The organism is Dyella sp. AD56 (genome assembly GCF_002878475.1).
Classification (GTDB): domain Bacteria; phylum Pseudomonadota; class Gammaproteobacteria; order Xanthomonadales; family Rhodanobacteraceae; genus Dyella.
The window spans coordinates 19,375-43,108 of record NZ_NRDP01000001.1 but is presented as its reverse complement, the minus strand read 5'-3'; the positions used below and the strand labels follow the sequence as shown (position 1 = coordinate 43,108).

The window sequence follows — 23,734 nt, the reverse complement described above, 5'->3', positions numbered from 1 at the left end:
GGGGCGGCATGTCGATGAGGTTCGCGATGTTCAAGAAATGGTTGCTGGCGCTGTGCGTCGGTGGATTGGCCCTCAACGCCTGTGCTGCGCCCGATGGCGCCGCTGCCGCTCCCGAAGCCGCCGTACGCAAGGCGCTGCTCTCGTTGGTGCCCAACGCGAACATCGATTCGGTTCGCCCAGCACCGATGCCGGGCTTCTATCAGGTCATCGCCTCGGGTCATCTGGTCTACGTCTCCACCGACGGCAAGTACATGCTCAATGGCGATCTGATCGACCTGAGCAAGAAAAAGAACATCACTGAGGATGGCTGGGCGGATTTCCGCAAGGCCGAACTGGCCAAGGTGCCGGCGGCTGACCGCATCGTGTTTGCGCCGGCCAATCCGCGCTATCGCGTCACTGTCTTCACGGACGTCAATTGCGCCTACTGCCGCCAGTTGCATGAGCACATCGCGGACTTCAACAAGGCCGGCATCGCCGTGGAATACATCGCCTGGCCGCGTGAAGGCGTAACCAACGAGGCGGGCAAGACCACGCAGACCTACAACGAGATGGTTTCGGTGTGGTGTGCCGCCGACCGCAAGGCTGCCTTTTCGGCCGCCAAGCTGGGTAAGGCACCGAAGGCCACCAACTGCCCCAACCCGGTGAAGGACGAGTTCGACCTAGGTGTGAAGCTGGGGGTTACCGGCACGCCGACCATCATCGGTGAAGATGGCAGCATGCTCGGCGGCTACGTGACGCCGGACCAGCTGTTGCAGGCGCTGAAGACTGGCGGCTGAGCCCAGCCCCCTTCCGTATTCTGCAAAAACAATCGGTTGGGTCATTCCGGCGGCTGGGCGCAAGCGCAAGCCGCCGGGGTCCTCAGGATGCTGCGTCGCGGCAGTCTTGATGCTCCTTAGGGTACAATAGGCGTTTTCGCCTACCTCCCGTTCCCCGCATGATCGCACTCGACGGGCAGAGCGCCCTCTCTCCTTTTCGTCTCGAACGTCTGAACGCACGCCTGGAGGCCATTCATCGTGGCACTCGGGTGCAGGCGTCGTGGTTCGTTTACTTCATCGACGCCGACCGCACGCCGGAGGGCGAGCAGCATCGTCGCCTGCTGGAAGTGCTGGAAGCCAAGGAGGGAGCGCCGGAGGCCGCCTCTTTGTGGGTGGTTCCGCGCCTAGGCACGATTTCGCCCTGGTCCAGCAAGGCCACTGACATCCTGCATGGCGCCGGTTTCGACGTGCGCCGCGTGGAGCGCGGCACTGCTTGGCAGGTCGCCGGCTTGCCTGCTGCCGGCACCGCAGAGCACGACGCCGTACTGGCTGTGTTGCACGACGCGATGACGCAGTCCGTGCTGACCAGCCTGGATCAGGCCAAGGGCCTGTTCCTCGGTGGCCAGCCGGGTCCTATCGTCCACATCGCGCTAGGCGGTGACGCCAAGGCTGCGCTGGACAAGGCCAACAAGGAATTGGGTCTGGCACTGGCCGACGACGAGATCGAGTACCTCGTCGAGCGCTACGCCGAGCTGGGTCGTGACCCGAGCGACGCCGAACTCTTCATGTTCGCGCAGGCCAACTCCGAACATTGCCGCCACAAGGTGTTCAACGCCAGTTGGACGCTGGATGGCGAGGCTCAGGACAAGAGCCTGTTCGGCATGATCAAGAACACTCACCAGCATTCGCCGGCCCATACATTGTCCGCCTACAAGGACAACGCGGCCGTGATCGAAGGCTTCGAGGGCAAGCGCTTCTTCCCGGATCACGACGGCGTGTGGCGCGCGCATCCGGAGCAAGTCGACTACGCGATCAAGGTGGAAACGCATAACCACCCGACTGCCATCGCACCGTGGCCGGGCGCTGCAACCGGCGCCGGCGGCGAGATCCGCGATGAAGGCGCGACCGGCCGTGGCGCCAAGCCGAAGGCTGGCCTCACCGGTTTCTCCGTGTCTGACCTGCGCATTCCGGGCCTGCCGCGTCCGTGGGAAGTGGATCGCCCGCTGCCGCCGCACATGGCTACCGCGTTCGAAATCATGCGCGACGGCCCGCTGGGCGCCGCTGCGTTCAACAACGAATTCGGCCGTCCCGCGCTGGGCGGCTATTTCCGCACCTACGAACATGAAACCGGCGAAGCCGGAGTGCGTCGCGGCTACGACAAGCCGATCATGATCGCTGGCGGCCTCGCCAACATCCGCTCCGGCCACGTGCAGAAGCGCGACGTGCAGCCGGGCAACAAGGTGATCGTGCTGGGTGGCCCGGCGATGCTGATCGGCCTTGGCGGCGGCGCCGCTTCGTCGGTTGCGTCGGGCACGTCCAGCAAGGAGCTGGATTTCGCCTCCGTGCAGCGCGACAACGCCGAGATGGAACGTCGTGCGCAGCAGGTGATCGACAGCTGCTGGGCACGTGGCGACAAGAACCCCATCGTCAGCGTGCACGACGTGGGCGCGGGTGGTTTGTCCAACGCCATTCCCGAGCTGCTCAACGACGCCGGCGTGGGCGGTCGCATCGACCTTTCCCGCGTACCGTGCGATGACCCGTCACTCTCGCCGATGCAGGTGTGGAGCAACGAATCGCAGGAGCGCTACGTGCTCGCGATCGGCGTCGATGATCTCGCCGAGTTCGAGGAATACTGCAAGCGCGAGCGTTGCCCGTATGCCGTGGTCGGTGACGCCACCGCCGAGCGCCGCCTGGTGGTGAACGATCCGCGCACCGACACGCTGGTGATCGACCTGCCGATGGATGTGCTGTTCGGCAAGCCGCCGCGCATGCATCGCGACGCCAAGCGCCTGAAGCCGCGCGTTGATCTGGTGCCCGACCTTACCGGCATCAGCATGGACGAAGCGCTGATGCGTGTGCTGCGTCTACCTACGGTGGGCAGCAAGAGCTTCCTCATCACCATCGGTGACCGCACCGTGGGTGGCCTGAATGCGCGCGACCCGATGGTCGGTCCGTGGCAGGTACCGGTGGCCGATTGCGCCGTCACCATCACCGACTTCGACGGCTACACCGGCGAGGCGATGGCGATGGCTGAGCGTGCGCCGGTGGCGCTGCTCAGCAGCCCGGACGCCGCGCGCCTCGCTGTCGGCGAAGCCATCACCAATCTCGCCGCCGCGCCGATCGCTTCGCTGGGCGAAGTGCGTCTGTCGGCGAATTGGCAGGCCGCCGTGAATTTCCCGGGCGAAGATGCCGCGCTGTTCGACGCCGTGAAGGCTGTCGGTATGGAGCTGTGCCCGGAACTGGATATCTCCATTCCGGTCGGCAAGGACTCGCTGTCCATGCAGACCGTGTGGAAAGACGGTGACACCACGCAGCGCACCGTCTCGCCGGTGTCGCTGGTCATCACCGGCTTTGCGCGCGTCACCGACGTGCGTCGCACGCTGACGCCGCAACTGCGCCTTGATCACGGCGATTCCGAACTGTGGTTGCTCGACCTCGGCGCATGCCGTGATCGCCTGGGTGGTTCATCGCTGACGCAGGTGTTCAATCGTGGTGGCGGCGTGCCGCCAGATCTGGACGACCCTAAGCGTCTGAAGTCGTTCTTCGACCTCGTGCAGGAAGCCAATGCGGGCGGCCTGTTGTTGGCCTATCACGATCGCTCCGACGGTGGCGCCATCGTGACCCTGCTAGAGATGGCGTTTGCCGGTCGCTGCGGCCTGGAAATCCATCTGGACGGTTGGGCAGAAGCCACGCTGCGCGCGATGTTCAACGAAGAACTCGGCGCCGTCGTGCAGGTTGCCACCGCCAACCGCGAAGCGTTCGAGTCGCTGCTGGTCAAGCATGGCCTGACCAGCATGGCGTATCGCATCGGTCGTCCGAAGGAAAAGCTGGGCATCAAGCTTTTCCAGAACGGCGACACGCTGTTCAAGTGGAACTGGCGCACGCTGTTCCAGGCGTGGAACGAAACCAGTCACGCCATGCAGCGCTTGCGCGACAACCCGGTTTCCGCCGATGCGGAGAACCAGTGGCGTTTGGACGATGCCGACCCCGGCATCACGCCGAAGCTCACCTTCGAGCCGCACGAAGACATCGCTGCACCGTATATCGCCAAGGGCGCGAAGCCGCGCGTGGCGGTGTTGCGCGAGCAGGGCGTCAACGGACAGGTGGAAATGGCCGCCGCGTTCACGCGTGCTGGCTTCGAGGCCGTGGACGTCCATATGTCCGACCTGGCCAGCGGCCGCATCAAGCTGGCGGACTTCCGTGGTCTCGCCGCGTGCGGTGGCTTCTCCTACGGTGACGTGCTCGGCGCGGGTCGTGGTTGGGCCACGTCCATCCTCTACAACGAATATCTGCGTGCCGAGTTCAGCACGTTCTTCGCCGACGCTTCGCGTTTTGCGCTGGGCGTGTGCAACGGCTGCCAGATGATGAGCCAGCTCAAAGACATCATCCCTGGTGCCGCGCACTGGCCGAAATTCCTGCGCAACGCGTCGGAGCAGTACGAAGCGCGCGTCGCCACGCTGGAAGTGCTCGATTCGCCGAGCATCTTCTTCAAGGGCATGGCCGGTTCGCGTATTCCGGTAGCGGTAGCGCACGGCGAAGGCCGCGTGAGCTTCCCGTACAGCTGCAGCCCGGCCAAGGCAGGTGCTGCGGCGCGCTACGTCGATAACCGCGGCAAGCCGACCGAAGACTACCCGCTGAATCCCAACGGTTCGCCGGGCGGCCTTGCGGGTTTCACTGCCGCGGACGGCCGCGTGACGATCCTGATGCCGCATCCGGAACGCGTGTTCCGCAGCGTGCAGATGAGCTGGCATCCGGAAAAGTGGGGCGAGGATTCGCCGTGGATGCGCATGTTCCGCAACGCACGGGTGTGGTGCGGCTGATGTCGTTTCGCCGCGCTAGGTATCCCTAGCGTGGCGACGGTCGCGCGCTGGTTCGTGCGGACACTTCCGGCAGCGGTGTGGACCTGTGTGGTCGCGCTGTTGCCCTGGTGGATGGGCTTGTCGCTGGTGGTGTTGTCGGTGCTTGGCGCGGTGCTGTTCGACCGGCGCATCGTTCACTACGCGGAATTGTGTCGTCGTGCCCTACGCTGGGGTTTGCCGGGTCTGCTGTTCGCGGTACAGCGCGCGCTGGGCGGTGACCTGATCGCCTGGGGCGCGGCACTGCTTGGTGCGCTGGTCGGTTTTTCGCTGGTGGTGTTGATGGAGTCGCTGCTCGATCACCGCGTGCAGCGGACCACGCAAGCTAAGGTCTCACCCGAATGGAGTGAGCTGGCCATGGCATCCGTCGGGCCACCGGCACACATCATCGAACTGGCGTGGGCGCGTTGGCAGGAGGCCGCGGGCCTGTTCGCGGATGCCGCCGGGCCAGCGCGGTTCGAGTCCACGGGTAAAGGGCGTGGACGTTACTTATTCGCGCAAGGCAAGGTTATCGACAAGGCTAGCCCGCGCTACTGCTTCAGCCCTGGCGGTCGATGGTTTGCCGCAAACCTGCCGGGCGGACGCGGTGAAGTACTGTGGGACACGCGGAGCGGTCACACGCACCGCCTGATGGGATGGCAGCTCAGTGGCTGGGAAGGCGAGCAGCCATGGTTGGCGCGGGGTAGCAACGGTGTGCCGACCGCTTTGCACGAAGTGTTGGGACAAGAGTCGCGGCGGTAAATGCCGGAATCATCCCTCGACGTACTGGACAACGCATAGTGGTGGTTGTGAATACCGACGTATCTTCTTCCTTGGTTTCCGTGTTGCCGGTCAGCGTGATCGTGGTGGCGGCCGACAGCGGCCCCAGCCTGCGCGATTGCGTACGGCGCGTGCTCGCGTGCGACGTGCCGCTGGAGATGATCCTGGTCGACAACGCCTCGTCCGACGGTATTCCGCAGGCGATTGCGCGTGCGCACCAGAACGACACGCGGCTGCGTGTGATCTACAACCACGCCAATCTCGGCTTTGGTCCGGCGATGAACCGTGGCGCCGCGCAATCGCAGGGCAAGTCGCTGCTCATCCTCAACCCCGATTGCCTGATCGACAACGACATCCTGCAGCGCCTGCTCGGCATGCTGGCGGCCAATCCGCGCGCCGGTGTGATCGGTGCAGTGGTCTGCGATGAGGACGGCACGCCAGACCCGGCCTCCCGGCGCCGCGACCCGCTGATGCGTCGCGCGCTAAATACGCTGTTCAAGCGTGCAGGTGAAGGCATCAACATCGATGGTCCGATCCCGCACGAACTGATCGAGGCCGAAGCTGTGTCTGGCGCCTTGATGCTGATGCCGCACCGCGTGTTCGACTACCTCGCCGGTTTCGACGAAGACTACTTCCTGCATTGCGAAGACCTGGACCTGTGCCGCCGCGTGCGCGATGCCGGCTACCGGGTGCTGCTGGCTGGTGATGTGCGCGTGCTTCACGGCAAGGGTACGTCCAGTCGCCACCGTCCGGTGTTCGTCAGCCGGCACAAGCACCGCGGCATGTGGCGCTGGTTCCGCAAGTTCGATCCGGATGCGCGCAAACCAGTGGTCGCAGCCACCGTATGGCTGGGTATTTGGTCGCACTTCCTGTTGCAGATTCCCGGCCAGCTCTGGCGACTGGCCAAGCGCAAGCGTTCGAAGGACGCCGCGTGAGCGAACCCCGCACGCGCACATCCACGGCAGCCACGCTTGGGCTGGTTTCCGTCACGGCGGTCTGGGGCTCCACCTTTTTCCTGATCAAGGATCTGGTGGGCCGCATGGCGGTGGCCGATTTTCTCGCCGTGCGCTTTCTTATCGCCGCATTGTCGATGGCCTTGCTGTTCCACCGCTCGCTGTTTCGCCTGAGCCGCCGCGAGTGGTGGCAGGGTGTGGCGCTAGGGGCGATATACGGCATCGCGCAATTGCTGCAGACCTCCGGGCTGGAACACACCTCGGCCAGCATCAGCGGTCTCGTTACCGGCATGTATGTCGTTTTCACGCCGTTGCTCGGCACCGTGCTGCTGCGCCAGCGCTTGCCGCCCGTGACATGGATCGCTGTGCTGCTTGCGGTGGGTGGCCTTGGCCTGCTGGCGCTGCATGGTTTCAGTATCGGCTACGGCGTGTGGCTCACGCTCGCATCGGCGGCGCTGTATGGCCTGCATATCGTGGGGCTAGGAGCATGGTCGCGCCCTGGCAGCGCCTTTGCGCTATCGACAGTGCAGATGCTCGTGATCGCCGTGACCTGCCTGCTGGCGACACTGCCGTCAGGCCCCTCGTTGCCACCCGATACCAGTGCGTGGGCAGCCGTTATCTATATGGCGTTGGTGGCCGGCGCGGGCGCGATGCTCGTGCAGACCTGGGCGCAAGCCCATCTTTCACCCACGCGGGCGGCCATCGTGATGACGCTGGAGCCGGTGTTCGCCGCAGGTTTCGCCGTGACCTTCGGCCATGACGCATTGACGTGGCGGATGCTGGTTGGCGGTGCGCTGGTGCTGGCGGCGATGTATCTGGTCGAACTGGCGCCGCGCAGTAGTGCGGTGAAAGCGGAAGGGCTGCACCACGAAGTCTAAGCACCCTATGGCGGGCGCCGGTTTAGTCCTTGCGCTTGGGCGGATGCGGCTGCATCGCGAGGCGCACCAGGTAGACCACGATCACGACGTTTGCGACCAACGCGCCGAGCTTGAGCCACGCGAACTTGTGCACGGTCTCGTACAGCTCCAGCGGGATCAGCGAGCCGGTGGCGATCACCGTGAACCATTCGGCCCAGTGCTTGCGCAGCCATAAGCCGGTGCCTTCGGTAGCGAAGATGGCTGCATAGGCCAGCGCCACCAAGCCAATCGCGACGAACTTGCTCGGGCCCAGTGATTGCAGCAGTTCCACCAGCCGCCAGCGCAGGCCGTTGCTGTCGGTCAGGGACAGGTGCTCCAGCCAGTGCACCAGCTTTTCGAAGTTCTGCTCACGGTCCAGATGGAAGGCGAAAGCCGCCACCAGGATCAGGCACACGGTCTTCACCGCCTTGTAGATGGCGATGATGCGCAGGCCGAGGCTGTGCTGGGCTTCGATCTCCGACGACGGCTGGAGATGCGGATGGTGGTGGGCTTCGGTCATCGGGAGTCGCGGGGGTAACGAGCAGTCATGATCACCGCGTGATCATGAAGGGTCGCGCACCGGTTGCCCAGTCCCGTTCAGAGACAAGAAAGGCCATACCCCGCTGGAGCATGGCCTTGGGCCGATTCCAGGCTGGGCAGAATCTTAGAGTTGCTAACAAAACGTAGCGAGCGCCCGCCTGACGGTCGCGCAGTAGTTTTGATGGCGGCTCTCAGCAGCAGCGCCCGCCGGTGCCCTTGTAACGGGCGATCTGGCGCTCCCTGAAAAACTCCTTGTAGCTGGGCACCGGGCGCTCCGGGTGATGATCGCGCAGGTGCTTCACGTACACGTCGTAATCCGGGATGCCGCAGCAGAGGCGGGCGGTTTGTACCGCCCACTTCCGGATCGCCTGCAGCTTCGCTTTCATGGTCGAGCCCTCAACGGGTGGTCACCGAGCCCAACGCAACGTACGGTTCTTCGTTCGCGGTGGGATGGTTGATGCCCCATGCCTTGACCATCGCACGGATAGTGAAGCCCAGCATGGCCAGGATGAGCAACATGAAGATGCCCGTCAGCGCGGCATCGACATAGTTGTTGGTGACGATGCGCTGCATCTCCTCCACCGTCTTGGCAGGCGCCAGCAGCTTGCCGTCGGCGGCGGCCTGCGCGTACTTCTGCGCGGCGGCGGTGAAGCTGATGGGGCCGCTAAGCTTCTCCCAGCCCGCGGTGAGCGTGCATACCACCAGCCAGATCGCCGGAATGCCCGGCACCAGCACGTAGCGCTCGCGCTTGAGCTTCACCGTGACCACGGTGGCCAGCATCAACGCCACGGCAGCCAGCATCTGGTTGGCGATACCGAACAGTGGCCATAGCGTGTTGATGCCACCCAGCGGATCGACCGCGCCCTGGTATAGGAAGTAACCCCACAGGCCTACGCAGATCGCGGTGGCGAGCAGGTTGCCCGTCCACGATTCGGTGTGTTGCAGCGGCTTGTGGACGAGGCCAGCGATCTCCTGAATCATGAAGCGGCCCACGCGCGTGCCGGCATCGACCGTGGTCAGGATGAACAGCGCTTCGAACAAGATGGCGTAGTGGTACCAGAACGCCATCATGCCCTCGCCCGGGATGATGCCGTGCAGTAGCTGGGCCATGCCCACCGCCAGTGTCGGTGCGCCGCCGGCGCGACTGAGCACACTGGACTCGCCGATGTTCTTGGCGGTGTTGAGCAACTCATCCGGCGACACCACGAAGCCCCATTGGCTGATGGCGGTGGCCGCCGACTGCGCAGTGGTGCCGATGAGTGCGGAAGGCGAGTTCATCGCGAAGTACACGCCCGGATGCAGCGACGCCGCTGCAATCAGCGCCATGATGGCGACGAAGGCCTCCATCAGCATGCCGCCGTAGCCGATCATGCGCGCTTCGCCTTCACTGGCGATGAGCTTGGGCGTGGTGCCCGAAGCGATGATCGAATGCCAGCCCGACACCGCACCGCACGCGATGGTGATGAACAGGAACGGGAACAGATTGCCCTGGAATACGGGGCCGGTGCCATCGATGAACTTGGTCACCGCCGGCATCTGCAGCGTCGGCGCGGCCAGGAAAATGGCCAGCGCCAGCAGCAGGATGGTGCCGATCTTGAGGAAGGTGCTGAGGTAATCGCGCGGCGCGAGCAGCAGCCACACCGGCAGCACCGAAGCGCAGAAGCCGTAGCCGATCAACAGCCAGGCGAGCGACTTGGCGTCGAAGTCGAACACGGCCGACCAAGTAGGCGAGGCGGCGACGTGCGAACCAAACCAGATCGAGCCCAGCAGCAGGATCAGGCCGACGATCGACACCTCAAGAATCTTGCCCGGACGCAGCCAGCGCAGGTAGATGCCCATCAGCAGCGCAATCGGGATTGTCGCGGCCACGGTGAACGTGCCCCATGGGCTGTGCGTGAGTGCCTTGACCACCACCAGCGCGAGCACCGCCAGCACGATCATCATCAGCACCAGCACGCCGAACATGGCCACCACGCCAGCCACCGTCCCCAGCTCGTCGCGCAGCATGTTGCCGAGCGAGCGGCCATCGCGGCGCACCGATAGGCCAAGGATCATGAAGTCCTGCACAGCACCGGCGAACACCACACCGAACAGGATCCACAGCGTGCCGGGCAGATAACCCATCTGCGCCGCGAGCACGGGGCCTACCAGTGGGCCGGCGCCGGCAATGGCGGCGAAGTGGTGGCCGAACACCACCCACTTGTCGGTTGGCACGTAGTCCAGGCCGTCATTGCGCAACACGGCAGGCGTGGCCCGGGTGGGGTCCATGCGCAGCACTTTGTCGTTGATGAACTTGCCGTAGAAGCGATAACCGATCACGAAGACCGCGATGCTCGCGGCCACCACCCAGATCGCGTTGATCGGCTCACCACGGCGCAGCGCGACTACGCCCAGGCACCAAGCGCCGACGATGGCGATGGCGGCCCACAGGATCTTTCCCGCGGGGCTTGGTTTGACGACGGCCGTAGACATTCGCGTTGGCTCCTGGGAAGTCCCCCGCAAGGGTCGTCCCCAGTGGCACTGGGGTCAACGCCATTATGGACCCACGTGCATTAGCCATTGGTCGAATGCGTGTGGCGCGCCCGCTTGTGCGGCAGTGCAGCGTCGAAGATCAGGCGAGCTGGGTCGGGCGGATTGCGGCAGCCAGTGCCTTCGCTAACTGCTGACCGTGCAATGGCTTGCGCAGGAAGCCGTCCATGCCCGCCTCGCGCGCCCGTGTTTCCTCATCGCCGCCGGAGCGCGCGGTAATGGCGACCATCGGCAGATGTTCGCCCTCCTGCTCGCGCGAGCGCACCAGACGCGCCCACTTGAAGCCATCGACACCGGGCAGATCCAGGTCGACCAGGGCGGCGTCGTAGTTTTGGCTTTCCATCGCCTGCAAGGCACGCAAGCCATTGGGTACGTGGTCGATCTGGTGGCCCTGGGCTTCCAGCAGGCCGGTAATCACGGCGGCCACGGTCAGGTCGTCCTCCAGCAGCAACAGGCGCAGGCTGGGGCCGCCGCTTGCCACGGCTTCGGCCACGGTGGTGTCGACGTGCCCATCCACGGCGGGCAAGGGCAGATCCACTCGGAACGTGCTGCCCTTGCCCAGGGTGGATTCCAGGCTGATCTGTCCGCCCATCAAAGCCGTCAGCTCACGGCAGATGGCTAGACCCAAGCCGCTGCCTGAGCCGCGCTGCGGGCTGTCCAACTGCTCGAAGCGCTTGAACAGGCGCGCCTGATCGGTCGGGGAAATGCCAGGGCCGGTATCGCTCACCGTATAGCGCAGGTCGCCCGCGGCCATGTCCAGCGCGAGGCGGACCTCACCATGCTCGGTGAACTTCAATGCGTTGCCGCTGAGATTGAGCAGGATCTGCTTGATGCGCACGGCATCGCCCAACACCTGCATCGGTACGTCGTCGGCCACTTCCACGCGCAGGGCGATGCCCTTGCTCACGGCGCGGCCGCGCTGCAGCTCGGCCGCGTCGCGCAGCAGCGAGCGCGGATCGAACGGCGCGGGCGTAAGTTGCAGTCGCCCCGCTTCGATGCGCGCCAGGTCGAGGGCATCATTCACCAGCGTCAGCAGCACTTCGCCAGAGCGCTGGATGGTCTGCACGTAGTGCTTTTCGGTCGAGCCCAGCGGTCGGCTCAGCAGCAGCTCGGCCATGCCCAGCACGCCGGTCATCGGCGTGCGGATCTCGTGACCCAGCTCAGCAAGAAAGCGTGTCTTCGCCTCGCTCGCGGTTTGCGCGAGACGATGCTGTTGCGTCACCAGTTCCAGTTGCATGCGCTGGCGCTGACGGCGGCGCAGCGCGAGCAGCACGGCGGTAAGGATCAGGCCGATCAGTAGCGCGTAGGTCAGCCATGCCCACCAACGCAACCATGGCGCCGTGTCGACGTGCAGGTGCAGTGGAGCTGGCAGTTCGCCCCATATGCCGTCTGGGCCTGCCGCCTGCACCCGCAACTGGTAATCGCCGCTGGGCAACTGGGTGAAGCTGCGTTCGGCGCGGTGGCCGGTACTCACCCAATCGGTGTCCAGCCCGTCAAGGCGGAAGCGATACGTATTGCGTTCGGGCGCGATGTACGAAACGGCACGGGCGGTGATGGTCAGGTCACGGTCGTCCCAGTTCAGGCGCCAATGATCGTTCGTGCCATCGAGGCGTTGCGTACGGCTGCCGCGTCGCACGCTGACGCCTTCAAGGCCCACGTGCGGTATGCGCGAGGATTCATTGATGCTGTCGGGAACGAAGCCAAGCACGCCGCTCTCCGTCGCGGCATAGACGTAGCCGTCTGCCCCTTCAGCGATGCTGACATTGGTGAATTGTCCGTCCGGCAGTCCTTGGTCCAGGCCGAATTCACGCACTCTGTCGGTGTGCGTGTCGTAGCGCCACAGGCCGCTGCGCGAGAAAAACCAGACTCGCCCAGCCTTGTCACCGCGGATGCTGAGCACATCGGAAATGGGGTGCTGCAGATACAACGGATACGTGGCCAGCAGTTTGGCCTGGCCGCCGTCCAGTTGGTAATGGCCGAGGTTCTCGCCGTCGAGCGTCCATAGCTGTCCGTCTCGCAGGTCGATCTGGCCGATGTTGCCCTGGCGCACGCCGGCCACGAAACGCGCCCGCACGTCGCCCGGTTCCCAGCGCAACAGGCCCGCGGCGGTGGCGACCCATAGCGCATGGTCGAACCAGCGCAGATCACTGATGCTGGCCTCCTCGGCTTTGGGATCGAGCAGCAAGGGGCGCATGCGCTTGCCATCCGGGGCGACCGCGATCACGCCATCGGGCTTTTCGAAGTAGGCCGTGCCGTCGTCGCCGAACTCGACGCGCTCGGGCCTTCTCCCTTCGAGCTCAGTGACCTTGCCATGATCCAGCAGGTAGGGCGTGCTGACCGAGCCGAACCACAGCCGCCCCGTGGCGTCCTCCGCCATGCTGTAAACGTTCTTGCCTTGCGGCATGTGGAACGGCAGGTGTTCGACCTTGCCGGTGGACAGGTCGATCCGGTCGATCGCTCCGTTCTTGCCGCCCACCCACAGGTGGTTGTCCTTGCTCGCCGCCACCGCGTTGTAGATGCCCGGCACCAGGCTCTCAGGGGCTTCCGGTATATGCGTGAAGAACCGCATGTCGGCCCAGTCGGGCGGCAGGTAGCTCAAGCCGTTCATGGTGCCGATCCACAAGCCGCCTTCCTGATCGAGCACGAGGCTGTAGACGTTGCCGTCGGGCAGGCCGTGCCGGAGCAGGGGACGTGCCTGCACATGCTGGAAGTGTCCGTCGGCCTGGCGCACGTACAAGCCGTCGTTGAAGCCCACCCATAGCCGACCCGTGCGGTCAGTGGCCGTGGAGGACACCTCCTGCTGCGGCAGCTCGTCCGGCGCTACCAGGCTGGCGACGCCATTCTCGCCAAGCGCGTAGAGCCCAAAGCTGGTGGCGATCATCAGCGTGCCGTTCTCGCGTCGCAACGCGTAGGCGCGCAATGGTTTGTCGCGATATTCGTTGTCCGGACGCTCGAACGGCAGGTGGCGGATGCGCCCGTCCGGCAGGATATGGTCCACGCCGCCTTTCGCGCCCACCCATACGCTGCCATCGGCATCCGCCAGCAGCGCGTAGATCACGTCCGATACAAGGCTGTCCGGATCGGCAAGGTTGCTCCGCACGTGGTCGAAACCGCGGCCATCCTTGCGCATGTGGTCCAGGCCCGCATCGAAATGCCCGACCCACAGCGATCCATCCGTGCCCTGCGCCAGTGCCGTCACATCGTCACTGCTGGGGGAGGTGTTGTCGGCCGGATTATTGCGCCAGTAGTGGAAGTTCTCGTGGGCGGGGTCGTAGCGCACCAAGCCTTCCTGCCCGCCGCCCCAGAGCTGGCCGCTCGCATCGACGAACAGGGTGGCCAGCGGGGATGCCGGGATCGAGCCCGAGTCGCGCGGATCGTGCCGCCATATGCGGAATCCACCGCCGCCATAGCGGGCAACGCCGGATTCTGTGGACACCCACAGGTAGCCGTTGTGGTCCATCGCCAGCGCATCGATATTGCTGCTGGGCAGGCCCTCGGGTATGCCGTAATTGCGGAAGCTCGGTTCCGTCCACGGCATGGTGGCCGGCGCGGACACGGCCAGCGCGGCCTGAAGGATCAGCGCTACCAGCACCACGTGGCCTCACGGCTGGGGCGGCCACACGCCCGCGCAACCGGCAACGCCGGGCACAGAAACACGGATGGCAGCGTGGATGGCGGCACGTCAATTCCCCAGGGATGTGCTGAAGCAATGAGAGGATTCTCCCAGAGGGCGGGAGCCAGGATGTGAACAGCGTCGCGTGGCGGCGCTGATGGAATCATCACGCGGCTTAACCGGCGATCTGCCGGCGTTGCTGGTATAAGTCGCCGCATCTGCCGGAACAGCCCGCGGGCCACCCCAGCTCCAGTCCGGCACCCGGTCCCGACGAGGTTTGCATGATCCGCGAAATCCTGAAGATGGGCGACCCTCGCCTGCTGCGCGTGGCTCCGCTGGTGCCCGACACGATGATCGGCAGCGCCGAACTCGACGCACTGATCGCCGACATGTTCGACACCATGCATGACGCTGGCGGTGTGGGCCTGGCTGCGCCGCAGATCGGCGTGGACCTGCAATTGGTGATCTTTGGCTTCGACAGTTCTGAGCGCTATCCGGATGCGCCGGCCGTGCCGCGCACCATTTTGCTTAATCCGATGATTACGCCGCTGTCGCAGGACATGGAGGAGGGCTGGGAGGGCTGCCTCTCCGTGCCGGGCCTGCGCGGCGCGGTAAACCGATACACGCTGATCCGCTATCAGGGCGTGGACCCGAAGGGTGTGCTGATCGATCGCACGGCGGAGGGTTTTCATGCGCGTGTGGTGCAGCATGAGTGCGATCACTTGATCGGGCGGTTGTATCCGTCGCGGATCACGGATTTCAGTAAGTTTGGGTTTACTGAGGTGTTGTTTCCGGGGATGGATCCGGGGGCGGACGAGTAACGCTCCGCAGTTTTTCTCCCTCTCCCCTGCGGGGAGAGGGTTGGGGTGAGGGGTGGGTGCTCGCCTCGTGGCTTCATCTTTAGCCGTCATCCCGGCGTAGGCCGGGATCCAGTTTCGTCAGTGGTCGGTTGTGGCTTCATGCGATCCCGCGATCTGGCCGCCTACGCGGCGGGCGTTTCGACCTCCTACCAGAGGCCGAGTCACTTTTCTTTGCTTGCCCAAAGAAAAGTAACCCAAAGAAAGGGCACCCCCACTTGGCGCTGGACGGCTGCGCCGGCCAGTTCGTGAGGGGCGGCCGGGCTTTTCGACAGGGCTCCTGCCCTGGCGAAAAGGGATCGGCATCCTTGCCGATCCCCCTGCGGGCCTGATCGTCCACCCCTCACCGCCGCACAGGGGGCCCGACGATCAGAAGCGACAAGCAGACGGCTCGTGCAGCGGAGCTGCACATCGCGTCGCGGCAGGTCGCGTTGCTCCCGCTTTAGCGCGCAAAGCCAAGGCAGACGGACGATGCCGTTACGTGGCGAGTTCTCCACACCGGTCGGGAAGCGTAGCGTCCCCTTTGTTTCGCCCCAGTGGAGGGAAAGCGTAGCGAAGCCTGCTTTAAGTCCTCTCCGCGAAGGCGCGTTGCGAAGCGCTCCGACGTACCCGCTGTGTAGAGGCGAAGGTTGCCAAGCAGCAACGCTCCTCACCCGTTCGGGCTTATCCCCGCGGAATGCTGCTGGCGTTGGCTCGTCAGGCCATTTCTTTGGGTTACTTTTCTTTGGGCAAGCAAAGAAAAGTGACCCGGCCTCCGGCAGGAGGACGGAAGCCCGCGGCAGGCGAGCTAGATCACCGTATCGCTAAAACCAAACACCGAAGCTCTGGACCCCGGCCTATGCCGGGGTGGCGGCAAAGATGAAACGCTGAGGCGAGCACCAGCCCCTCACCCCGACCCTCTCCCCGAAGGGGAGAGGGAGCAGAGCAGGCCGCAGCAAACTAAGAAGAACCCCAACCCATCCGTCAACCCGTTGCCATTCCTCACGAATCCGGCAACCCTACGCGCTGGCCTGCCTCCCGGCAGGTCCGACGTATCCGTGCCGCAAGGCGGCCACAGGGGACCCATCACATGACCGGACGACTTTCGTGAGCGGCAATCTTTCCCAAACCGAATCTCGCAAAGAGCTGACCGTCCGCGGTCTCATCCTTGGCGTCATCATCACGGTGGTATTCACCGCCGCCAACGTGTTCTTCGGTCTCAAGGCCGGCCTCACCTTTGCCACCTCGATTCCGGCGGCGGTGATTTCCATGGCCCTGCTGCGTGGATTCAAGAATTCCACCATCCAGGAAAACAACATCGTCCAGACCATCGCGTCGGCGGCGGGCACGTTGTCGTCGATCATCTTTGTGCTGCCCGGCATGATCATGATCGGCTGGTGGGCGGATTTCCCGTTCTGGACGTCGTTCGCTGTCTGCGCGCTGGGCGGCATCCTGGGCGTGATGTATTCGATCCCCCTGCGCCGCGCGCTGGTGACGGATACCGACCTGCCGTATCCGGAAGGTCTGGCCTGCGCCGAAGTGCTCAAGGTCGGCAGCGGTGACGATGCAGACGCGGACAGCGTGGAAGAAGGCCGTGCCGGCCTGCTTGCCGTGATGTGGGGCTCCATTGTCTCGGCGGTGTTCGCCGTGGTGGTTGCCACGCAGGTGTTCGCGTCGGACTTTGTGCGCAACTTCCGCGTCAACGACAAGGGCGGGGTCAGCGGTTTCGACTTCAATCTTTCCTTCGCGCTGTTCGCCATCGGCCATCTGGTTGGCCTGTCGGTGGGTATCGCGATGCTCATCGGCGCGATCATCGGCTGGGGCTGGGGCGTGCCGCATTACTCGGTGCTGGGCGATATGTCCGCCTCGGTAGCCGATCTGGCCAACACCACCTGGAGCCACAAGGTGCGCTTCGTTGGCGCTGGCGCCATCGGCGTGTCGGCCATCTGGACGCTCGCCAAGCTGGTGAAGCCGGTGATCACAGGCCTGACCTCGGCCATGGCCGCCTCCCGTGTGCGCAAGGCCGGCAACGCCGATTCGCTGCCGCGCACCGAGCGCGATATCCCGATCGGCATCGTGGGTCTGATCACGCTGGCCTGCTTTATTCCGATCGGGTGGTTGCTCGGCTACTTCGGCGAGACGGCTGGCCTGGGCGATCACGTGGCCGTGCTCGCCATCGGCGGCGTGGCCTTCGTCGTGCTGATGGGCTTCTTCGTCTCCACCGTGTGCGGCTACATGGCCGGCTTGATCGGTTCGTCCAATAGTCCGCTGTCGGGTGTGGGCATTCTCGTGGTCATCGCCGCGGCGCTGCTGCTGGTGGCGTTTGTAAAGCCGCATGTCGGTCCGGAAGAGGGCAAGGCGCTGGTGGCGTTCGCGTTGTTCATCACCTCGGTGGTGTTCACTGTGGCGGCCATTGCCAACAACAACCTGCAGGATCTGAAGACCGGTCAGCTGGTGGACGCCACGCCGTGGAAACAGCAGGCAGCGCTGGTGATCGGCGTGATTGCTGGCGCGGCGGTGATTCCGCCGGTGCTGGACTTGCTCAACAAGGCTTACGGTTTCGTCGGTGTGGCCGGTGCGGGCCCGCACGCGTTGCCGGCACCGCAGGCCGGTTTGATCTCCGCACTCGCGCAGGGCGTGATCACCAACAACATCGACTGGAGCCTGATCATCACGGGTATCTGGATCGGCGTGGCGATCATCATCATCGACGAAGTTCTGCGTCGCACCACCAAGCGTCTGAGCATGCCGCCGCTGGCGGTGGGTCTGGGCATCTATCTGCCCACGGTCAGCACGCTGATGGTGGTGGTGGGTTCGGTGGTCGGCTGGTATTTCGACCGTCGCGCCGATCGCGCGAAGAAGCCGGAAACCACCAAGCAATTGGGCGTGCTGCTCGCCTCTGGCCTGATTGTCGGCGAGAGCGTGATCGGCGTGGTGATCGCCTTCATCGTCGGCTTCTCCGGCAAAGCCGCGCCGCTGGCGCTGGTGGGTGAGAACTTTGGCGAGGCGGCACAGTGGATCGGCGGCATCGCCTTCGCCCTGATTGTGCTCTTCATGTACCTGTGGGTGGCCCGGATGGCTAAGCGCCTGAGTAGCAAAGCCTGAACCGCCCGGTCGCGCCCAGCCTGAAGCGGGCGCGACCAAATGTCATGCCTACATGCCACGATCGAACAGGAGTGCGCCCTGACCGGCTATCCTAGACGGTCGCAGCTTTAGTGTTGCGCGACGGTCATGTGGAGGCGGTAAACGCGTGGTGGAGCAGACAGGGGCGGAGGCCCCGATTCCCGGTGATGTGCTTGCACGGCCAGGCCTGATGGCCCGGTTGCGCAGGCTTGCCGGTCCGCTGCTTTCGGTGGCCATGCTGTGCCTGGCGCTGTGGGCGCTGCGCCATCTCGCCAGCGAGGTGAGCTACCGCGAGGTGGCTCGCTACGTCCACGGGCTGGAAAACTACCGCCTCGCGCTGGCCGTGCTGCTCACGGCGGGCAGCTACGGCGTGATGATCCTGTACGACTGGTTCGGGCTGAAGTACATCGGCAAGCACCTGCCGGGTGCACAGGTCAGCCTCATCTCCTTCATCAGCTACGCCTTCAGCAACGCGCTGGGCATGGCGTTGCTGATCTCCGGCTCCATCCGCTATCGCTTCTACATCCAGGCCGGTCTGTCCACGGCGGAAGTCGCGAAAGTGGTGGTCTACACCACGCTTAGCTTCTGGCTCGGTCTGAGTGCGCTCACGGGCGTCACTTTGCTGCTGGTACCTGTGCCGCCCTCTTTGCCGCTGGCGAGCTGGCGCATCCCTGTCGCCATTGTGCTCACACTGGTTCCGCTGTTGTGGATCGCTGGCAGCCGCTTGCTTGGACGTCCCTTGCGCCTGTGGCGCTGGCGCGTGAGTTTGCCGAGCACACTGGTCGCTACGCGGCAGGTGTTGGTGGGCGCGGTGGATTGGGGCTTGGCCGCCTACGTGCTGTACCTGTTGATGCCCAACCAGGTGGACACGGGATTCGGCCACTTCCTGGCGATCTTTGTACTGGCGCAGATCGCCGGCCTGATTAGCCACGTGCCCGGCGGCCTGGGCGTGTTCGAGGCCGTGATGCTGGCCGGCTTCGGCGCGGAAGGAAACCAGGGCCTGGAAGCGCCCATCCTCGGCGCACTGGCGGCCTACCGCCTCATCTACTACTTCCTGCCGCTGTTTGCCGCCACCGTGGTGGTGCTGTGGCGCGAAGCGCGCGGCCTGCGCCAGAAGACGCTGCTGGCGCCGTGGTTCACCGCCCTGCTGCCGCCGTTCTTCGCTGGCCTCACCATGGTGTCGGGCGCGGTGCTGCTGTTCTCCGGCGCCACGTCGGCGCTGCCGGCGCGCATGGCGATCCTGCGCGACATGTTGCCGCTGGCCGTGCTGGAAGTGTCCCACTTCCTCTCCAGCGTGGTCGGCATGATGCTGCTGATCCTCGCGCGCGGCCTGCAGCGTCGACTCGATGCCGCTTACGTGCTTACGTTGGTCCTGCTGGTGCTCGGCGCGGTGCTGTCGCTGCTCAAGGGCATCGACTACGAAGAAGCCACCCTGCTGTCCGTGCTGGCGTTGGCGCTGGCGCCGGCGCACCGCTTGTTCTATCGGCGCGCGTCGATGTTCAGCGCGAGCTTCTCGTGGGGCTGGATCATCGCCATCGTGGCGGTGCTGGTGTGCGCCGGCTGGCTTGTGGGCTTCAGCTACAAGCACGTGGAATACAGCAAAAATCTGTGGTGGGAGTTCAGCTTCTATCACGGTGGTGCACCCCGTGCGTTGCGTGCGCTGGTAGGTGCGGCGGCGGCGGGCCTGCTGTTTGCGCTGGCCAACCTCATCCGTCCTGCGCGCCCCAATCTGCACCTGCCAAACGAAGATGACCTGCAGCGTGCATTGCCGCTGATCAAGAACTTCACCTCGGCGCAGGCACACCTGGCCCTGACGGGTGACAAGACGTTGCTGTTCGACGCCGACAACCGTGCCTTCATCATGTACGACGTGGAAGGTCGCAGCTGGGTGGCGATGGGCGATCCGGTGGGCGAGGACGAAGGCGCGCGCCGCGAACTGGTATGGACCTTCCGCGACCAGTGCGAACGCGCCGGTGGCTGGCCGCTGTTCTATCAGGTGCGGCCGGACGATCTCGACCTGTATCTGGAAGTGGGTATGAACTTCCTCAAGATCGGCGAGGAGGCACGCGTCGACCTTACTGGCTTCAACCTCGACGGCAAGTCCAAGAAGGTGTTGCGCAACACCATCAACAAGCTCACCCGCGACGGCATGCGTATGGAGATCGTGCCGGCCGACGCGGTGACCGCGTTGATGCCGCAGCTAAAGAAGATCTCCGACGCCTGGATGCGCGACAAGGGCGTGCGCGAAAAGGGTTTCTCGCTGGGCACCTTCGACCCGCGTTACCTGGAGCGCACGCCCATGGCGCTGGTGTGGCAGGGCGAGGAACTGGTGGCCTTTGCCAACCTGTTCCTCACCGAGAATAAAGAAGAAGCCTCGCTCGATCTCATGCGCCACCTGCCTGATGGCACGGCCGGCGTCATGGACTTCCTGTTCATCAGCCTCATGCAGTGGTCCAAGCAGGAAGGCTACCGCTGGTTCAATCTAGGCATGGCCCCGTTCTCCGGCTTGCAGAATCGCCGCAGCGCACCGCTGTGGAGCCGCCTTGGCGCCATGCTGTTCGGCCGTGGCGAGAAGTTCTACAACTTCCGCGGGCTGCGCAAATACAAAGACAAATTCGATCCCGTGTGGGAACCTCGTTACCTGGCGGTGCCTAACGGCATCGCGCTTCCGCTGGTGTTCGCCAACGTGGCGAGCCTTATCTCGGGTGGATTGTCGGGCATGGTGCGCCGTTGAAACGATTCTGGAAGTGGACTGCTCTCGTCGTACTGGTGGCCGCTGCCGGTGGCTTGTGGATGTGGCAGCCGTGGCACCACGCCAGCATGGACGAATCGCTCGTGCAGGTACCCGCGCAGCCAGGCGTTACGCCGTTGGCCGGGCGGCAGGACGTGGTCGCCATCTTTTATTCCGGTGACGGCGGCTGGCGCGACCTGGACCAGTCGCTGGGCAAGATCATTGCCTCTCACGGCATTCCGGTAGAGGGCGTGAGTTTGCTGCAGTACTACTGGCGCAACAGAAGCGCAGAGGACTCCGCAGCAGACCTCGATGCGTTGATCACGCGCACGCTGGCGCAGAACGGCAAGAAGCGCATCTGGCTGATCGGCTTCTCGTTTGGCGCCGATGTGCTGCCCACCATCGTGAGCAAGCTCAGCCCGGAAGGACGCGCGCACATCGCCCAGATCGTGCTGCTCTCGCCCAGCACGGACGTGAACTTCGAGATCGAGATGGAAGGCTATATCTCGGCACGCGAAGGCAAATGGAAAACCTGGACGCAGGATTTCTTCCAGTGGGTCAATCCAGTCAAGCACTATGACGCCATGCCGCCGCTGGAATCCCTCGGCGGCCATCCGCCCGTCGTGTGCTACTACGGCATCAAAGACAAGGCCGACACCATCTGTGCCGATCCCAAGCTGCCGTCGTGGGTGAAGGTGTACGAGAAAACCGGCGACCATCACTTCGACTACAACTACGAAGGGCTCGCGCAGCAGATGATCCATGAGCTGCCAGCGAGTGAGTAACCGGTCACATGCCGTACCGGGCGGGGTGCGACAACCGCACCGGCCCTCACGCATATAGGAAAACTCCTACTTTTTGCCGGGCCGACCCTCCGTAACATGTCAGCCTTCGCTGTCGCCCGGCAGCCAAGGACGGCATGCACGATGCCAGGAGGGTTTCATGATCATTTGGGGAAGCGGCGGTGGCGTATGCATCGCCGGCGATGCGGGCATGCGGGATTGCCCGGTCTGCCAGAGCGCGCAGCGCTTTGATCTCACCGTCAGCTACCGCTACGCGCACATCTGGTACGCGTTCAGTTGGGTCACCAGCAGGCGGTATCAGGCGGTGTGTTCGCGCTGCCACAACGGTGTGGCGCTGACCAAGCAGGAGTTTCAGAGCCGCGTCAGCAAGGACCCGATTCCCGTCATGCGTCGCCGTGGCTGGCTGTTGATTCCGGCCCTCGTCGGTCTGGTCATCGTCGTGGGCGCCGTGCAGGAAAGACGGCAGGGTGATGATGTGGCCGCATCTATCGCAGCGCCACACGCAGGGGATATCTACTTCGCCGACTTGTCCAAATTGGTGAAGGGTTTTGACCAGTCACCGGCTTACGGTGCGTTGAAACTGGTTTCCGCCGATGGAAACATGCTGACCTTCATGGCGGCGAAAACGGCCTACAACAAGAAGCGGAGCGTAGAGAGCGACGTGCGCAGCGGAAAGGCCGGGACAGACGACTACTACGATCGGGACGAGCCCATGACGCTGTCCACCGATCAGCTTCGACAACTGCAGAGCAACCGCGTCATCTACGACGTCAATCATGGTGCGGATACGCCGGTCGCGGGCACCACGTCGAAAGCACCAGGCGGACCCGCAACGGCATCCGCATCGTCGACGGGCCATGGCGGTCCATCACTGGCTGCGGATTACAGCCGTGCCGTCATGCAAGCAGTGCAGACGAACTGGATACGGCCCGACAACACGCCAGCCTCGTCCTGCAAGGTGCGGGTCACCCAGCAACCCGGCGGACATATCACGGGCATCGACATTGAGTCTGATTGCCCTTATGACGAGGCAGGCAAGCGCTCCGTCGTCAATGCCGTGCGGCGTGCAGATCCACTGCCTTACCAGGGTTACGAGAAGGCATTCCAGTCCACCATCGTGATCACCTTTGCGTCGATGTCCGACGCCTCGCAGCCTTAGTTGGCATCTTCACTTATTCATGCCCGCGCGACTGCGCAAAGGAACGACGAGAGCCTATGAGCGTCGCCATTCACAACGAACATGTCATGCGTACCACCGCCTGGATCAGAAAGCTGATGTCCTTAGCAGGAACGGCCACGCGTGGAGCCATGATTGGCGTTGTCTGCATGTTGTTTATCTGCATCACTATTACAGGCGCTCATGGCACCCTCTGGTGGTTGCCGAGCCAACTCGTCGTCGCCGTATCGCTTATTTGGCTGCTATGGGTGTTCGCCGCAACCAGCGTTCGGCGGTTGCATGACCTTGGCTATAGCGGCCACTGGTTCTGGCTACTGCTGATGCCCGCCGTATCGCAGTGCGTAACGATCTTGCTTTGTTGTCTGCCCAGCAAAAAAATCGATAACGCGTTTGCTCTGGATTCGTGTGAAAGCAACGAGGTAGCGCTTCCACGTTGGCAGCGCGTCGTCCTCTGCTTGATCTTAGTCTGGGTGCTGTTGGCCGTCGTGACGGCCGGAGCTGACCGTAGTTCGACCGCTCAGGAACGTTGCCTTGACCTTCTCGTTATAGGTGCGCTCCCGCTCTACGTGCTTTGGCTGCCTTGGTGGTTGTGGATAACCATCAGGGATCGCCGCAGCACTGACCCGTCACGGTTCTGGCTGCGGCGTCTGGTGATAGGCGTATCCGTCACCTGGTTGATGGCGGTGCTTTGTATCGCACTGAGCGCTGAGCTGGACTCGTTGAGCGAAGCGGTGATCATGCTGTTGCTCTTCGGTGTCGCGCCCGTGTTGATCGTGTGGCTTGCTTACTGGCTCTTGCGGAAATATCTGGCGAGCCGACGCGCTCCCTAGCGGTACGCGCCATGCGTTTCGTTGCCGTGTTCGGCACCACTGCGCTGTACTGGGTTGTGCTGCAGACGGAGCTTGATATTGCGCGCGAACAGCGCAAGCACGAGCCCAGAGGG

Annotated in this window: 15 protein-coding genes; 11 read left to right on the top strand and 4 right to left on the bottom strand. The window is 64.1% G+C overall.

What is annotated here, in order from left to right:
• Positions 1–26 precede the first annotated feature (26 nt).
• From DyAD56_RS00175 to DyAD56_RS00155, 5 genes are all read left to right on the top strand, one after another.
• A complete protein-coding gene (locus DyAD56_RS00175; protein ID WP_102300730.1) occupies positions 27–776 on the top strand; it encodes a DsbC family protein in 750 nt (249 codons plus the stop codon).
• Between the two features lie 158 nt (positions 777–934).
• Positions 935–4,795, top strand: a complete 3,861-nt coding sequence (gene purL / locus DyAD56_RS00170; protein WP_102300729.1) for a phosphoribosylformylglycinamidine synthase — start codon at positions 935–937, stop codon at positions 4,793–4,795.
• 30 nt (positions 4,796–4,825) lie between these two features.
• Positions 4,826–5,572, top strand: coding sequence for a hypothetical protein (locus DyAD56_RS00165; protein WP_102300728.1), 747 nt, complete (start codon positions 4,826–4,828; stop codon positions 5,570–5,572).
• A gap of 47 nt (positions 5,573–5,619) precedes the next feature.
• Positions 5,620–6,525, top strand: coding sequence for a glycosyltransferase family 2 protein (locus DyAD56_RS00160; RefSeq protein ID WP_233202229.1), 906 nt, complete (start codon positions 5,620–5,622; stop codon positions 6,523–6,525).
• The gene (locus tag DyAD56_RS00155; RefSeq protein WP_102300727.1) at positions 6,522–7,421 is read left to right on the top strand and encodes a DMT family transporter; all 900 of its coding nucleotides are present in this window, start codon (positions 6,522–6,524) and stop codon (positions 7,419–7,421) included. The genes DyAD56_RS00160 and DyAD56_RS00155 overlap by 4 nt, the downstream gene beginning before the upstream one ends.
• 22 nt (positions 7,422–7,443) lie before the next feature.
• Here the strand turns inward: DyAD56_RS00155 and DyAD56_RS00150 are convergent, their stop codons facing one another.
• The 4 genes from DyAD56_RS00150 to DyAD56_RS00135 form a co-directional block, all read right to left on the bottom strand.
• On the bottom strand, positions 7,444–7,959 hold the full coding sequence (locus DyAD56_RS00150) for a DUF2127 domain-containing protein (protein ID WP_199178846.1): 516 nt from the start codon (positions 7,957–7,959) through the stop codon (positions 7,444–7,446).
• A 211-nt stretch (positions 7,960–8,170) separates the two neighbouring features.
• Complete coding sequence (locus DyAD56_RS00145; protein WP_102300726.1) at positions 8,171–8,365, bottom strand: YbdD/YjiX family protein; 195 nt, start codon at positions 8,363–8,365, stop codon at positions 8,171–8,173.
• 10 nt (positions 8,366–8,375) lie between these two features.
• Positions 8,376–10,451 carry a carbon starvation CstA family protein gene (locus tag DyAD56_RS00140; protein ID WP_102300722.1) on the bottom strand — a complete coding sequence of 692 codons (2,076 nt, stop codon included), beginning with the start codon at positions 10,449–10,451 and terminating at the stop codon, positions 8,376–8,378.
• Between the two features lie 139 nt (positions 10,452–10,590).
• Positions 10,591–14,103 (bottom strand): hybrid sensor histidine kinase/response regulator, encoded by a 3,513-nt coding sequence (locus tag DyAD56_RS00135; protein ID WP_102300721.1) that lies wholly within the window; start codon positions 14,101–14,103, stop codon positions 10,591–10,593.
• A gap of 299 nt (positions 14,104–14,402) precedes the next feature.
• On the opposite strand from DyAD56_RS00135, the gene def reads away from it, so the two are divergent.
• The 6 genes from def to DyAD56_RS00105 all read left to right on the top strand — a co-directional run bounded on the left by def (position 14,403) and on the right by DyAD56_RS00105 (position 23,621).
• Positions 14,403–14,942 (top strand): peptide deformylase, encoded by a 540-nt coding sequence (gene def / locus DyAD56_RS00130; RefSeq protein ID WP_102300719.1) that lies wholly within the window; start codon positions 14,403–14,405, stop codon positions 14,940–14,942.
• Positions 14,943–16,064: 1,122 nt separating this feature from the next.
• A complete protein-coding gene (locus DyAD56_RS00125) occupies positions 16,065–18,062 on the top strand; it encodes an oligopeptide transporter, OPT family (protein WP_102300717.1) in 1,998 nt (665 codons plus the stop codon).
• A 145-nt stretch (positions 18,063–18,207) separates the two neighbouring features.
• Positions 18,208–20,814 carry a bifunctional lysylphosphatidylglycerol flippase/synthetase MprF gene (gene mprF / locus DyAD56_RS00120; protein WP_233202228.1) on the top strand — a complete coding sequence of 869 codons (2,607 nt, stop codon included), beginning with the start codon at positions 18,208–18,210 and terminating at the stop codon, positions 20,812–20,814.
• Positions 20,811–21,596 carry an AcvB/VirJ family lysyl-phosphatidylglycerol hydrolase gene (locus tag DyAD56_RS00115; RefSeq protein WP_102300715.1) on the top strand — a complete coding sequence of 262 codons (786 nt, stop codon included), beginning with the start codon at positions 20,811–20,813 and terminating at the stop codon, positions 21,594–21,596. Before mprF ends, DyAD56_RS00115 begins: the two co-directional genes overlap by 4 nt.
• A 157-nt stretch (positions 21,597–21,753) precedes the next feature.
• Positions 21,754–22,773, top strand: a complete 1,020-nt coding sequence (locus DyAD56_RS00110; protein WP_102300714.1) for a cell envelope integrity protein TolA — start codon at positions 21,754–21,756, stop codon at positions 22,771–22,773.
• A gap of 56 nt (positions 22,774–22,829) precedes the next feature.
• On the top strand, positions 22,830–23,621 hold the full coding sequence (locus tag DyAD56_RS00105) for a DUF805 domain-containing protein (protein ID WP_102300713.1): 792 nt from the start codon (positions 22,830–22,832) through the stop codon (positions 23,619–23,621).
• Positions 23,622–23,734: the final 113 nt, after the last annotated feature.